Below are 13,882 nucleotides of genomic sequence, written 5' to 3'. Positions count from 1 at the left end.
ATAATCATCGCATCACGATTTTATCTTATTTAATGTTAGAAAGCAAATCCCCAAAGAGTATCAAACACTTTGGGGATTTAGGTGAATTATTTCAATGAAATAGCACTTGTGGTTTTGTTGGCTGTTGAATCTGTCGAAGCCTCAGAGGATTCATATTTGTCTCCTTGTGGTTCTTTAGGATTCGGTGGATTTGTCCCTTTTAAAGAAACAATAAAACTTAAAACTTGCTGAACCTGAATTGGATTCAATGTTTTTTTCCAAGAAATCATCCCTTTTTCGGGTACTCCTTCGGTAATGGTATGGAAGATGTTTTTATCAGAACCACCATGAAGCCAGAATTCATCAGTAAGGTTTGGTCCAACTTTTCCTTCACCTTTTTCTCCGTGACAGGCTACACAGTTTTGAGTATAAAGTTTCGCTCCACTTTCTATTGCTTTTGCATCAGTCAAGGCTTTTACATTATCTTCATTTACTGCATTGGCGAATTTCTTCATGTACTCTTCTCTAGCTTTTTCTGCAATCGAAACCTCCTCAGAGTACTCATTAACCATGATTTTGCCATTGCCAATAATGTGGAAACCAATTAAGTAAACTACAGCAAAAACAATGGTAGCATAGAAAAGATACATAAACCAAGGTGGAGTAGGATTATCTAACTCGGCAATGTCATCGTATTTATGCTCCATTTCCAAGTCTTTTTCCATCGACAAAGGTTTTAAGCTTGCGAGTTTTTGCCAGAAAGTACGGTTTTGCATGGCTTGTTCATAGGCTTCATCAGTTTGTTTTAATGGATTAATAAATGCCTGCACTTTTTGTTGTAAGCTATATGCTAAAAAACAAATGACGATACAAGTAATGATTAAAATGCCCAATAACGAAACCATGAGCAAGTCTTCCGCTGTTTTGATACCTCCGAAAAAGTACTCTTTTTGTGGGGCATCGGCTGCAAAGATTTGATGCGAGCCTAAAAGAAATGAGAATATAAATATCTTTTTCATCTGATTTTAAATTTCAATAATTTCAACGGCATCAGATGGAACGCCCAATTTTTCATTGAGTGTTAAATCTTTACGATGGGCGTTTCATCGGTTATCTTAATTATTTTCCTCTAAAGGTAAATTACTCATGTATTGGACGTGCTTTTTATCAATGATGAACAGATAAGCTCCTACCATTAAGAAAAACACAAAGAATATGAGAAGAGAAGTAATCATTGGAACATCCGCTCCCTGAACTTTATCTAATAATTGTCTGAACATCGTTTTATATGTTTTGAAAAACCTCACCCCCTGCCCCCTCTCCTTTTGAGAGGGGGAAAAGTTTATATGATTTTCGATTCAATATCAATTTCTTAAAGAACTATGTTTGATACGAAATGTCTTTAAAGAGTTTTTCCCAAATTCCCCCTCTCAAAAGGAGAGGGGGGCAGGGGGTGAGGTTACTATTGTTGTCCTTTTTTAATATCAGTACCAATTCTTTGTAAATAAGCAATCAAGGCAATGATTTCTTTATCTGGCGTAACTTTGATTCCCTCTTTTGCCAAATTATCTGCAATACCTTTTGCTTGAATTTTCAAGTCTTCTTCACCATGTGCAATGGCATAATCATCGTAAGGAACACCTAAAGTTTTCATCGCTTTTAGCTTATTTTTTGTATCAGCGATATTTAATTTTTGAGATAATAACCAATCATAAGCTGGCATAATAGAGCCGGGCGACATTGAACTTGGTTCTCTCATGTGGTGATAATGCCATGAATCTGGATACTTGCCACCTTCACGGTGCAAATCTGGACCAGTTCTTTTTGAACCCCACAAGAATGGGTGGTCATATACAAATTCACCTGCTTTAGAGTATTCACCATAACGTTCGGTTTCAGAACGGAAAGGGCGAATCATTTGACTATGGCAAGAAACGCAACCTTCACGGATGTATAAATCTCTACCTTCTAATTCTAAAGGAGTATAAGGCATTACCGAAGCAATCGTTGGTACATTAGATTTTACCATTAAAGTCGGCATTAATTCTATCATTGAGCCAATCGCAACTACAACTAAAGCACCTACTAATAATGGCATTGGTTTACGTTCCAACCATCTGTGCCAGTAAGTATCAGAACCTTGTGCTACGAATACTTTTTCTAAGGCTGGAGCTTGTGCTGCTTCGTTAGCAATTAATTTTCCTTCCAACATGGTTTTGAAAATATTGTAAGCACCAATCAATGCACCAGATAAGTAGAAAACACCACCCAAAGCACGCATCATATACATTGGAATGATTTGTAGTGTAGTTTCCAAGAAACTTGCGTACTTCAAATTACCTTCTGCGGTAAACTCTTTCCACATCATTCCTTGTGTAAATCCTGCGATATACATTGGAACTGCCCAGAATAAAATCCCCAAAGTACCTAGCCAGAAGTGTGCGTTCATCAATTTTTTAGAGAACATCTGATTCCCATAAATCTTTGGAATCATATAATACATGATGGCAAAAGAAAGGAAACCATTCCAACCTAAAGCTCCTACGTGTACGTGTGCAGGAATCCAGTCGGTATAGTGTGCAATGGCATTGATGTTTTTCAAAGAAAGTAAAGGCCCTTCAAAAGTAGCCATACCATAAGCCGTAATACCAACTACCATCATTTTCAATCTAGGGTCTTCTCTTACAGCGTCCCAAGCACCACGGAGTGTAAGTAAACCGTTAATCATACCTCCCCAAGATGGAGCAATCAACATGATTGAGAAAACCGTTCCTAATGATTGCGCCCAGTCCGGCAAACTTGTATAAAGTAAGTGGTGAGGTCCCGCCCAGATATACAAGAAAATTAATGACCAGAAGTGAAGAATTGATAATTTATAAGAATACACTGGACGATTAGCCATTTTAGGTAAGTAATAATACATCAAACCTAAAAATGGAGTAGTTAAGAAGAATGCGACAGCATTGTGTCCGTACCACCATTGTACTAAAGCATCTTGAACCCCAGCGTAAATAGAATAACTTTTTGTCCAAGATACTGGAATCGCTAATGAGTTCACGATGTGTAACATCGCCACTGTAACGAAAGTAGCAATATAAAACCAAATGGCTACATACAAGTGGCGTTCACGACGTTTTAAAATAGTACCGAACATATTAATTCCGAATACTACCCAAATCAAAGCAATGGCAATATCAATTGGCCATTCTAATTCTGCATATTCTTTTGAAGTACTTAAACCTAAAGGAAGTGTAATGGCTGCCGACAAGATAATTAATTGCCAACCCCAAAAGTGAATCTTCGATAATAGGTCGCTATACAAACGGGCTTTACAAAGACGTTGTAAAGAGTAATACATTCCTGCAAAAATAGCATTCCCTACAAAAGCAAAAATCACGGCATTAGTATGTAATGCACGGATACGCCCAAAAGTAAAGTACTGCGTAATGTTGGCAGAAGGCATAAAAAGTTGAGTAGCAATAAGTACTCCGACTAGCAAGCCAACTATCGCAAAAACGATAGAGGCTAGTGCAAAATTTCGGACTATTTTATTGTCGTACTCAAAATGTTCTACATGGGTATTGATCGCTGACATAATATTATTTATTTCTGGTTAATTAGCTCAAAGTCAATTTCTTTTAGTGCTTTGCAACGTTTACAGTCTTTGTCACAGGTACATTTTTTGTGTTCTTGACTGTCGGTGGTTTGTGGGTTGTTTTTCATGGTGGGATGGTTTTATTCTTTGTCTTCAAATAAAATCCGCATAGCGGGTGTGTGCAAATCGTCGTTTTGTCCTTTAGACATCGACCAGAAGAAAGCACCTAGAAAACCCAGTGCCATCAATAAACTTATGCCAATCATAAAGAAGATAACTTGCATTTTTTGAAGATTTTAGAAATGTTTGATGCCTCAAAATTCGGCTAAAAGGCTCGTTTCACCCATGAGATAAGTCAGAGTAAAGACAAGGATTTATCAGTATCTAAACTGATAAATATCATAAGAAGGGCTTAGTACTTACAAGTAATTTTGAACTATGAATACTTTAATTGATAAATACAACGTTCCTGGTCCCCGTTACACGAGTTACCCAACTGTTCCTTTTTGGCAAAACGATGGTTTTGGTGAAAACGCTTGGCTTTCGTCTTTAACTGATACTTTCAGAAGTACTAATACGGCAACAGGTATTAGCCTATATATTCACTTACCTTATTGCGAAAGTCTTTGTACTTTTTGTGGATGTAATAAACGAATTACCAAGAATCATCAAGTAGAGAAACTATATATTGAAGCCGTTTTGAAGGAATGGGAAATGTATTTAACGCATTTTTCAGCAAAACCACAAATCACAGAAATTCATTTGGGCGGAGGAACACCAAGTTTCTTTGCTCCTGAAATGCTTGATTTATTAATCAATGGAATTTTAAAACACGCAAGTATTAGTATAGATTATGAATTCAGTTTTGAAGGACATCCGAATAACACTTCTTATCAACATCTAAAAACATTATATGATTTAGGTTTCAAACGAGTAAGTTTTGGCGTGCAAGACTATGACCCCATCGTTCAGAAAGCCATTCATCGTATTCAACCTTTTGAAAATGTAAAACAAGTAACTGAATGGAGCAGAGAAATTGGCTATGAATCCATCAGTCACGACTTAGTTTTTGGTTTACCTTTTCAACAAATTTCATCTATTCAAGATACCATCTCTAAAACCATTGAGTTACAGCCCGACAGATTGGCTTTTTACTCGTATGCACATGTGCCGTGGATTAAAGGAAACGGTCAGCGTGGTTTTAGGGATGAAGATTTGCCTTCAGCAGCGCTCAAGCGTCAATTATACGAAACAGGAAGAACACTTTTTGAGGAAAACGGCTATGCAGAAATAGGCATGGATCATTTTGCCTTGCCAAACGATTCTATGTATAAAGCCATGCAAAACGGCACATTGAACCGTAATTTTATGGGTTATACCACCACGCAAACTAAAGTATTATTGGGCTTGGGAGTATCATCCATTAGTGATTCATGGACTGCTTTCTCTCAGAATGTTAAAGATATTGATGAGTACCAAACCATGATTGAAAATGACCAGTTGCCCATTTTGAAAGGACATATCTTAACAGACGAAGACCTTACCATTCGCCAACAGATATTGGATATTATGTGTCAATTTGCTACCTCTTGGAAAGATGATGAATTTAGTTTTGAAGAAAGACAAGTCCTTTTCGAGAAACTAGAAGGTTTTAAACAAGATGGATTGTTGACTTATGATGAGAATTCATTACAAGTTAATCCAGAAGGACGCCCATTTATTCGCAATATCTGTATGGCTTTTGATAAACGAATGCTACAAGAAAATACCGAAAGAAAACTGTTTTCGCAGACGGTGTAATAGATTGATTACTAGTAAATAATTAACAAAACATAATATTAAAATTATGCCTATTCCCGAATAAAAAGTGGATATTTATATACTGAAACAGCAGTACATTTTTTTGAAAATGACATATTAAACCAATTACAAACCATGAAAAATATTCTTGTTGCAACCGACTTCTCAGAGAACGCTAAAAAGGCTTTGCAATACGCAACTTTGTTAGCAAAATCGTATGAGGCTAAAATTTATTTAATTCATACTTATCTACCATATTTTGTAGAACCTGGCATTTATGCTGACTCATTGATGATGCAAGAGGCTTTGAATGAACAGTACGAAAGTATGAACGCAAAATTTGTCCCTTTGGTAAAAGAACTTGAGGAGGCTGGAATCGAACACGAAACCTTGCTTGAACTCAATGACGTTACTTCGGGAATTTTTGATGCTATTGCTGAACATGAAATAGATTTCTTAGTCATTGGTAGAACAGGCTCTGGTGGGTTTATTAATAAACTAATTGGAAGTAATGCTGCTCATATTACCGCTAAGGCTTCTATTCCTGTATTGGCTATTCCGCAACAATTGGAAAATGTGGGTATCAAACAAATTTTGTATGCTACTCAACTAGAATATGAGGAGTGTGATGTTTTGGCAGAAGTATTCGCCTTGGCGCAGAAGCTTGGTGCTAAAGTGAATTTAGTAAAAGTGGAGGCTTCTTTTGAACCTGATATTCAAGCTGATAAACAATTTATCGACCAGATTAAAGGTACTTTTGTGAAAGAGGACTTTGAGATTACTAAGGTTACTGCTGGAAATGTAACGGAAGGCATTTTGAAAACTGCCAAAGCGCAAGGTGCTGATTTGATTGTCTTGGCTGCCCATCACCGTAACTTCTTAAGTCAGATTATAGACCCAAGTAAATCTAAACAAGTAATCATTAGCTCGCCATTACCTGTGTTGACTTTTCAATTAAAGGGAGATTTATAGAGCTAAGAGTTGTGAGTTTAAATTCGATAAAAAGTGGTCAAATAACTAATTTGACCACTTTTTTGTGATTGAGAAACAACGAATTCCTACTGTTTGAGCGAAGCGAGTTTAGGAATTCTTGATTTTCTTTTGTTACTTTTCTTTTATCAAGAAAAGAAAAGTAAGGACAAGGCGATAATAAATATTAAACACCCAAATCTTATTATTATTGATTAGAAAATTCGGGATAATCTTTACGGTATTGATAAGGAAATTCATAAAGAATCTAATATATATTAATCCCTAATCCAGAAAGCCTTTAATATGCGCCCGCATCTTATCTCCTTCACAAGAGGTTGCCATGTGTCCGCAATCACCTGTTAGTTCTACAATCGGGGCTTTTAATAATTTACCAAAACGTATTGCTGCTTGCGGATTCACCATGTGGTCTTGCGTTGCAATTACTATCATCACTTTTGCTTTTACCTTTGCAAAGGCCTCCTCTGGCTTCTGCCCTTGAAAGATGTCATGATTAATCATCGCTTTTAGCTGTGTCGCCCAATCATAAGCATTTAATTTCAGCGCATCATCCTCAATCTTTTTGATATAAGTAGCATATTCATCCGTATTGCTATGAGCTTCTCTGTAGCTTGGCGTCCAGAGGTTTAATTGATGCAGCGCATTTACTGATTTCATGGCTTCGGTTGAATATTGCCCACGCTCAATAATATTCAATTGAAGATTCCAATATAATTTATCATAAGTACTTTGCTTAGGACTACCAATAATCGGAACTACCTTGTCCATAAAATCTGGGTAGCTCATCATCCATTGAAAAGACTGCATTCCACCCATTGAGATACCCGTTACTGCATATAAATGATTAATCTTCAAAACTTCTTTTACCAATTTATATTGAGTATTGACCATGTCACGAATACTGACGGTAGGGAAAAGTTTATCTTTCTGACTAATACTATTAGAAGGAGAGGAGGAAACTCCGTTACCAAGGGCATCCACTACAATGACAAAGTACTTAGTGCTATCAGCTATATCACTTGGATTCGCTACAAAGGATTTTTGTTGACTAGTGCCTGTAAACCAAGTAGGTACTAATACTGCATTTGATTTATCGGCATTCAATTTTCCGAAGGTGCGGTATCCGATTTTACAATCCTTTAGCACTTGTCCATTTTCTAACTGATAATCTCCAATTTGATAATAACGCTGTTGTGCGTATGCCGACTGAACTAAAAATAATAATGTGATGATAAAAAGCTTTTTCATGTAAATAAGGTTATAATATAATGAGTCGGTAAATATACTAAATCGTAAAATTGAAAGTCCTTTATTATGATTGAAATGCAAAGGAATATGGAAATTGATACTTGTTTTAGAAAATCAAATAAGGGCTAAATCTTTATAACATATATCCTACAATTTGTGGATATATGAAATTCTATTTTAAGGTATATGTCTGAATTTGTCCATATATGAAATTTTAGTTTTATGTCTATGTCTAAATTCGTCCATATATGAAATTTTAGTTTTAGGTCTATGTCTGAAATCGTACATGTATAAAATTTTAGTTTTAGGTCTATGTCTGAATTCGTCCATATATGAAATTCTATTTTTAGGTCTATGTCTGAAATCGTACATATATGAAATTTTAGTTTTAGGTCTATGTCTGAAATCGTACATATATGAAATTTTAGTTTTAGGTCTATGTCTGAAATCATACATATATAAAATTTTAGTTTTAGGTCTATGTCTGAATTCGTCCATATATGAAATTCTATTTTTAGGTCTATGTCCAAATTCTGACATAGACTAAATTCTGTTTAAATATATATTCCTGATTTTGGGATAGTATCAAATTCTGTTTAAACATATATTCCTGTTTTTGAGATAGTATCAAATTCTGTTTAAACATATATTCTTGTTTTTGGGATAGTATCAAATTCTGTTTAAACATATATTCCTGATTTTGGGATGTAATCAAATTCTGTTTAAACATATATTCCTGATTTCAGGATAGTATTAAATTTTTGTTTTAGATATATTCCCGATTTTAGGATAGTATCAAATTTTTGTTTTAGATATATTCCTGATTTCAGGATAGTATTAAATTTTAGTTTTAGATATATCCCTGTTTTCAGGATATTATCAAATTATAGTTTTATGTATATTCCTGTTTTCAGGATAGTCCTAAATTCTGAATTTAATCTATGTCCTAATTTGAACATATATCATTTTCATTTTTAATACTATATCATCAATCAGAGATTAGCCTTGTTCCCTACAAAGCCTTCTTTCCTTTTCGGTAATTTATTCTATTTTTATAGCAAGAACCTTTAATATTTAATCTATGAGAATCCTTTCCCTGTTTTTGCTACTAACATTTTTGTCGAATGGCATCTTTGCTCAAGAATCTGAACCTAAATTTTGGTGGAAACGGAATAATCTAAGAGTAATACAAACCAATCTTCCTGACTACGAAGCCGCAACACTTAATCCAGACTCCTTAGTAAAAGATTTAGTGGATTTTTCTGCTAATATGCTTATCATCAATGCAGGAGGAATCATGGCTTTCTATGATACTAAGCTAGATTTTCATTACAAGAACCCTTGGATGAAAAATAATATGTTGAAAGAAGTAGTGGATAAATGTCATCAAAAAAATATTAAGGTCATCGTTCGTTTTGACTTTAGTAGAGTTCACGAAAGTATCTTCAAAAAACATCCAGATTGGTGTTATATCTCAGCCAAGAATGAACGTATTATTAATACAGATATGTACGTCGTTTCAATTAATGCTCCTTATGTACAAGACAAGGCTTTTAAGATTATTGAAGAAGTAATAAATTTCTTTCCTATTGATGGAATCTTCCTGAATATGCCGGGCTATCAAGTGAATAACCCTTACGAAGGAAAATATCATGGCATCGACCAAAATGAATATGATAAAAAACGTTTTGCCGAATACAGCAATGGAAAGACCTTACCAACGGTAGAAGATAAAGCCGACCCCGTTTTCCAAGAATACTTAGCCTTTAAAAAAAGTACCATTGAAGATTGGTCGGAGAAACTTCATAACCTTGTGAAATCTAAGAACGAACAAATTGCTATTTGTACTTATCTGGATAAACATGTGGACATTATTCGGCATGAATCTCAAACCAGTAATTTGCCATACTGGCCATATTCAGCATCGGATAATGTGAGTAATGCACGCAATTCGTTTCCGAAGCATATCATCAGTAACGCAAGTATTCAGCAAATTTCATTTCAGTCACGTTATAATGCCGCCGAACCAGAAGAAGTAAGTATCAGGTTATACGAAAATATTGCCAACGGTTCAGGTTTAGATATGAGTATGATGGGTGATATGCGTGGCTATGAAGACAAAAGGAATTACCCAGTGTTTAAAAAGATTTATGCTTTTCACAAAAAACATGAAGCCTATTTCGGAAACTATAAATCTGTTGCCAAAATAGCATTGGTAGCCCCAGGTTCATGGCCAAATGGCGACCCTATGCAAGAGTATCGTGGTATTCAGTTAATGCTAAAAGAAGCACATTTACCTTTTGATATTATTGAAGATGCACAGCTTACCAATGTAGCGGATAAAGTAAAACAATATCAATTAATCATTTTACCAGAAATTACTTACCTAAAACCAGAAGCCATAGTGCTACTAAAAGAACTAAGTAAAGCAGGTACAAATATTATTGCGACCAACAGAAGTTTATTTGATAGTCCCGAAACGTTGCAAGAGCTATTCGGGGCAAAGATTATCAATAAAGACCATGACGGAACAGGCTTTTATTTACAGCCCAATGATGCCAAAATCCTCAAGCATTTTAAGCTACAAAAAATGTTGTTTTGGAAATTTAATTTAGGGCTATATGATTTATCAGGGACAGACAAAAAGCTATTCCCAATACTAAGTAAAGGAAGACCCGGTCCTCCAGAAATCATTGGAGGTCACGAACCCATCAATTACTATGCGATGGGAATAAAGGAATTCCCACAGAGTAAAAATGTGATATTACCCATCAATATCGGAAAGCTATATTATTTACATGGCTACGAAGAACATAAAAATATCCTTTTAGATGCGATAGATTATGTAATGCCAAAAGCAAAGGAGCTTGTACAAACCAATGCACCAGAAAGGATAGAAGTGATTTTACAAGCTTATGGTAAAAATGTAGCCAATAAAAATATCGGAAGTACAGACAACGGTTTGATAGTACACCTTATCAATCTCACAGGCTTTAGTGGAAATTCTTACTTTGATGCCTTGCCTGTTTATGGACGTAACTTTACAATCAAGACAAGCTTTAAACCGTCAAAAGTATATGACTTAGCTACAAAATCACCCATTAAATATGTGTGGAAAGATGGTTTTATTCATTTTCAGTTAGCTAAAATCGGAGAATACGAAGGCATTGTAATAGATAAATAAGGCAAAAAAGCGTTGTGATGCTTGTGTTGAGAAAGAGTATTGCAGAAACTTTTCAATACACAGACTTGTTGAAAGATTATGCGTATTAGCGTAAAACTTTATAAACAAACAAAGAACCATCAACATGTTAAATTTCGATTTTCAGAACCCCACAAAAATCATTTTTGGTAAGGGACAAATCGCTACAATAGCCAAAGAAATTCCTGCCGACGCAACAATATTAATGACTTATGGCGGAGGAAGTATTAAGACCAATGGTGTTTATGAACAAGTAACCAAAGCTTTAGAAGGTAGAAAAATAATAGAATTTGTTGGCATCGAGCCAAATCCAAGTTATGAAACTTTGATGAAAGCTGTAGCAATCATGCGTGCTGAAAAGGTTGATTTCGTATTAGCAGTAGGAGGAGGTTCGGTGATTGATGGAACGAAATTCTTAGTAGCAGCCGTAGATTATGATGGCGACCCTTGGGAGATTTTAACCAAGCCTGTGCGAACAACTAAAGCAATGCCTTTCGGAACAGTACTTACTTTGCCTGCAACGGGGACTGAAATGAATTCTGGAGCGGTGATTACTCGTCAATCAACCCATGAAAAACTAGGAATGGGTGGCCCAGGATTATTTCCTAAGTTCTCAGTACTCGACCCAGAGGTAATAAAAAGTATTCCTAAAACACAATTGGTAAATGGTATTGTAGATGCTTATACGCACGTATTGGAACAGTATTTGACCTATCCAGCAGGAGCATTGTTACAAGACCGTTTTGCAGAAAGTATTTTACAAACTTTGGTGGAAGTAGCTCCAAAAATCATTGCAGACCCAAGTGATTATCAGGCAGCGGCTAATTTTATGTGGAGCTGTACGATGGCTTTGAATGGTTTGATACAAAAAGGCGTTCCGACCGACTGGGCAACTCATGCGATTGGTCATGAACTGACAGCCTTATACAATATCGACCATGCAAGAACCTTAGCGATAATTTTCCCGAATCTTTATAAAGTACGTTTCGAGAATAAAAAAGAAAAGTTGGCACAATACGGACAAAGAGTTTGGAACATCACCGAAGGTACTTTGGACGAAAAAGCCAATGCCGCTATCGATCGTACAGTAGCCTTTTTACATGAATTAGGCGTAAAAACTCGCTTATCTGAATACACCGATGATTATGCAAAATCAGCAGAATTTATCGAAAAACGTTTTACAGAAAGAGGCTGGAAAGCTCTTGGCGAGCGCAAAGACATCACGCCAGCGATAGTGAAAGAAATTGTAGAGTTGAGTTATTGATAGCGGTTAGCATTAAGCTTTGAGATTTTATCGAAAAATCTCAAAGCTTATCTATTTCTTCTTTGCTTAACTTAGTTGTCAAAATAATAAGCTCAGTAGGGACTCCATTTGCTTTGAGTGTTTTAGCTATTTCTAATTTTGCTTTATATTCACCTTCTTCAATGCCTTTTTTAATACCTTCTTTGATACCTTCCTTAATACCTTCCTTAATACCTTCTTTGATGCCCTCTTTGATACCTTCCTTCATGCCTTCTTCGTGACCTACTTTTCTTCCCTCATTTATTCCTTCGTCAAAAGCTGTTTGTTTGGCATAGTCGAATGTCGCTTTGTTATCTCTAAAAACTTTCAGGCTACTTTCATAGCTATCCAATTCAACTTGATTGTATTTAGCAATTTCTGCTTTCTCAAACGCTTGCGTGAATACTTCGTCTTTGAAAATGAGAGGTATTGACTGAAAATCTTCCAAATTCTGGATAAAATAAAGCCATTTATCTAAGCGAGTTTCGAGTTCTTCTTCATTTTTCTTGAAATTGGGCATTTCAAGGTAGATATAAGTAAGTTTATCGTAAAAGACTTTTCCTTTTTGATCTTTCAGTTTAATAAAATGAACTACTTCATGCTTTTCTGGTTCAGCTTCATAATCATCGAAAGTAAAATCTAAAATGCCAATACAGTAAACCGCTTTTAAATTATAATTCCAATTTCCTTTTTCAGCCTGCTCTCGGATAGGGAAAGTTGAGTAATAGATTGTTCTTTCTCTGAAGTAATTCTGTTTCGCCTTTTGAAGCTCTACGATGAACTTTTCACCCTTTTCATTTTCGCAGTAAATATCATAAATCGCCTTTCTATCAGCATCAGTAATGCCTAACTGTTCGGCATTTTTAAAAGAAAGGTCAACGATTTTATTAGGTTGTGGCAATAGAGCATTCAAGAAGTCAAGCAATTGAGGTTTACTTGCTTCTTCACCAAAGATTTTCTTGAAGCCGAAATCAGTGAATGGATTTATGTATTTTGCTCTCATGGTGTTGAAATTTAGTAAGCAAATTTACAAAAATGCCTGAGATAGTTCAAGTTAATGAAATGATTTTCAGCTTATTTGTTGATTTAAATAACATTGCCCTAACTCTTAATCACTCGTCCATCCTCCATTTCAATAATTCGATTAGTACGGTTGGCAAAGCTTGGGTCGTGGGTTACGATTAATAGTGCTTGTTGGTATTCTATGGCTAATTGTTGAAAAATATCAAAAACTATTTCTGTATTCTTTTTATCTAAATTGCCCGTAGGTTCGTCGCCCATAATAATCAGCGGATCGTTGATTAAGGCTCTGGCAATGGCTACTCTTTGTTTTTCTCCGCCCGAAAGTTGTGTAGCACTTTTCAAAGCTTGGTTTTCTATGCCTAACTTTCTAAGATGTTCCATCGCTCGGTGTTCTAATTCTTGTTCTGAATATTTATTGAGTTTCAAACCGGGCAACATGACGTTTTGTAACACCGTAAATTCATTCAACAAGTAATGAAATTGGAATACAAAACCAATTTTTTCATTTCTTACTCTTGCCAAATCTTGCTCTTTTTTACCTTGCATACTGATGCCATCAATCAATAATTCTCCTTCATAAGCAGTATCCATTGTAGAAAGTATATACAACAAAGTTGATTTTCCACAGCCAGACTTTCCTATGATAGAAGTAAATTCTCCTTTGTTCACAGAAAAATTAATATCCTTCAAAATAGGAATCGTTACGGGGTCGTGGAAACTTTTGTTGATGGCTTTTGCCTCAATAATTGTTGAATGTTGCATA

At 35.5% G+C, this 13,882-nt stretch carries 12 protein-coding genes; 4 read left to right on the top strand and 8 right to left on the bottom strand.

Annotated features, from left to right (window positions below; translation table 11 throughout):
* Positions 1 to 86: 86 nt before the first annotated feature.
* The 4 genes from VB798_RS05655 to ccoS form a co-directional block, all read right to left on the bottom strand.
* Positions 87 to 998: a cbb3-type cytochrome c oxidase N-terminal domain-containing protein gene (locus VB798_RS05655; RefSeq protein ID WP_323256867.1), complete on the bottom strand. Its 912-nt coding sequence runs from the start codon at positions 996 to 998 to the stop codon at positions 87 to 89.
* A gap of 96 nt (positions 999 to 1,094) precedes the next feature.
* On the bottom strand, positions 1,095 to 1,259 hold the full coding sequence (locus tag VB798_RS05650; RefSeq protein ID WP_323256865.1) for a hypothetical protein: 165 nt from the start codon (positions 1,257 to 1,259) through the stop codon (positions 1,095 to 1,097).
* 182 nt (positions 1,260 to 1,441) lie between these two features.
* Entirely contained in the window at positions 1,442 to 3,574 is a 2,133-nt protein-coding gene (gene ccoN / locus VB798_RS05645) for a cytochrome-c oxidase, cbb3-type subunit I (RefSeq protein WP_323256863.1), read from the bottom strand.
* A gap of 140 nt (positions 3,575 to 3,714) precedes the next feature.
* Positions 3,715 to 3,858: a cbb3-type cytochrome oxidase assembly protein CcoS gene (gene ccoS / locus VB798_RS05640; protein ID WP_323256862.1), complete on the bottom strand. Its 144-nt coding sequence runs from the start codon at positions 3,856 to 3,858 to the stop codon at positions 3,715 to 3,717.
* A 154-nt stretch (positions 3,859 to 4,012) separates the two neighbouring features.
* Between ccoS and hemN the strand changes: the two genes are divergently transcribed.
* Together hemN and VB798_RS05630 are read left to right on the top strand one after the other, a co-directional pair.
* Complete coding sequence (hemN, locus tag VB798_RS05635) at positions 4,013 to 5,374, top strand: oxygen-independent coproporphyrinogen III oxidase (RefSeq protein WP_323256860.1); 1,362 nt, start codon at positions 4,013 to 4,015, stop codon at positions 5,372 to 5,374.
* Between the two features lie 135 nt (positions 5,375 to 5,509).
* Positions 5,510 to 6,346: a universal stress protein gene (locus VB798_RS05630; RefSeq protein WP_323256858.1), complete on the top strand. Its 837-nt coding sequence runs from the start codon at positions 5,510 to 5,512 to the stop codon at positions 6,344 to 6,346.
* A gap of 282 nt (positions 6,347 to 6,628) precedes the next feature.
* On the opposite strand, the gene VB798_RS05625 is transcribed toward VB798_RS05630, so the two are convergent.
* Both VB798_RS05625 and VB798_RS05620 read right to left on the bottom strand, forming a co-directional pair.
* Positions 6,629 to 7,612: an alpha/beta hydrolase gene (locus VB798_RS05625; RefSeq protein WP_323256856.1), complete on the bottom strand. Its 984-nt coding sequence runs from the start codon at positions 7,610 to 7,612 to the stop codon at positions 6,629 to 6,631.
* Positions 7,613 to 7,789: 177 nt separating this feature from the next.
* A complete protein-coding gene (locus VB798_RS05620) occupies positions 7,790 to 8,152 on the bottom strand; it encodes a hypothetical protein (RefSeq protein ID WP_323256855.1) in 363 nt (120 codons plus the stop codon).
* Positions 8,153 to 8,693: 541 nt separating this feature from the next.
* Between VB798_RS05620 and VB798_RS05615 the strand changes: the two genes are divergently transcribed.
* Both VB798_RS05615 and VB798_RS05610 read left to right on the top strand, forming a co-directional pair.
* The gene (locus VB798_RS05615; RefSeq protein ID WP_323256853.1) at positions 8,694 to 10,796 is read left to right on the top strand and encodes a family 10 glycosylhydrolase; all 2,103 of its coding nucleotides are present in this window, start codon (positions 8,694 to 8,696) and stop codon (positions 10,794 to 10,796) included.
* A 124-nt stretch (positions 10,797 to 10,920) separates the two neighbouring features.
* Entirely contained in the window at positions 10,921 to 12,078 is a 1,158-nt protein-coding gene (locus VB798_RS05610; RefSeq protein WP_323256851.1) for an iron-containing alcohol dehydrogenase, read from the top strand.
* A gap of 40 nt (positions 12,079 to 12,118) precedes the next feature.
* Here the strand turns inward: VB798_RS05610 and VB798_RS05605 are convergent, their stop codons facing one another.
* A complete protein-coding gene (locus VB798_RS05605; RefSeq protein WP_323256849.1) occupies positions 12,119 to 13,099 on the bottom strand; it encodes an Rpn family recombination-promoting nuclease/putative transposase in 981 nt (326 codons plus the stop codon).
* Between the two features lie 98 nt (positions 13,100 to 13,197).
* The gene (locus tag VB798_RS05600; RefSeq protein WP_323256847.1) at positions 13,198 to 13,881 is read right to left on the bottom strand and encodes an ABC transporter ATP-binding protein; all 684 of its coding nucleotides are present in this window, start codon (positions 13,879 to 13,881) and stop codon (positions 13,198 to 13,200) included.
* Position 13,882 lies beyond the last annotated feature (1 nt).

The organism is Arcicella lustrica (assembly GCF_034930985.1).
Classification (GTDB): Bacteria; Bacteroidota; Bacteroidia; order Cytophagales; family Spirosomataceae; genus Arcicella; species Arcicella lustrica.
The sequence above is the reverse complement of the archived record's forward strand: the minus strand, read 5'-3'. Positions and strand labels throughout refer to the sequence as shown.

Excerpts from the sequence above, each read along its gene's own strand:
- VB798_RS05655 (WP_323256867.1), bottom strand. The coding sequence starts at position 998 with ATGAAAAAGATATTTATATTCTCATTTCTTTTAGGCTCGCATCAAATC.
- VB798_RS05650 (WP_323256865.1), bottom strand. The coding sequence starts at position 1,259 with ATGTTCAGACAATTATTAGATAAAGTTCAGGGAGCGGATGTTCCAATG.
- ccoN (WP_323256863.1), bottom strand. The coding sequence starts at position 3,574 with ATGTCAGCGATCAATACCCATGTAGAACATTTTGAGTACGACAATAAA.
- ccoS (WP_323256862.1), bottom strand. The coding sequence starts at position 3,858 with ATGCAAGTTATCTTCTTTATGATTGGCATAAGTTTATTGATGGCACTG.
- hemN (WP_323256860.1), top strand. The coding sequence starts at position 4,013 with ATGAATACTTTAATTGATAAATACAACGTTCCTGGTCCCCGTTACACG.
- VB798_RS05630 (WP_323256858.1), top strand. The coding sequence starts at position 5,510 with ATGAAAAATATTCTTGTTGCAACCGACTTCTCAGAGAACGCTAAAAAG.
- VB798_RS05625 (WP_323256856.1), bottom strand. The coding sequence starts at position 7,612 with ATGAAAAAGCTTTTTATCATCACATTATTATTTTTAGTTCAGTCGGCA.
- VB798_RS05620 (WP_323256855.1), bottom strand. The coding sequence starts at position 8,152 with ATGTCAGAATTTGGACATAGACCTAAAAATAGAATTTCATATATGGAC.
- VB798_RS05615 (WP_323256853.1), top strand. The coding sequence starts at position 8,694 with ATGAGAATCCTTTCCCTGTTTTTGCTACTAACATTTTTGTCGAATGGC.
- VB798_RS05610 (WP_323256851.1), top strand. The coding sequence starts at position 10,921 with ATGTTAAATTTCGATTTTCAGAACCCCACAAAAATCATTTTTGGTAAG.
- VB798_RS05605 (WP_323256849.1), bottom strand. The coding sequence starts at position 13,099 with ATGAGAGCAAAATACATAAATCCATTCACTGATTTCGGCTTCAAGAAA.
- VB798_RS05600 (WP_323256847.1), bottom strand. The coding sequence starts at position 13,881 with ATGCAACATTCAACAATTATTGAGGCAAAAGCCATCAACAAAAGTTTC.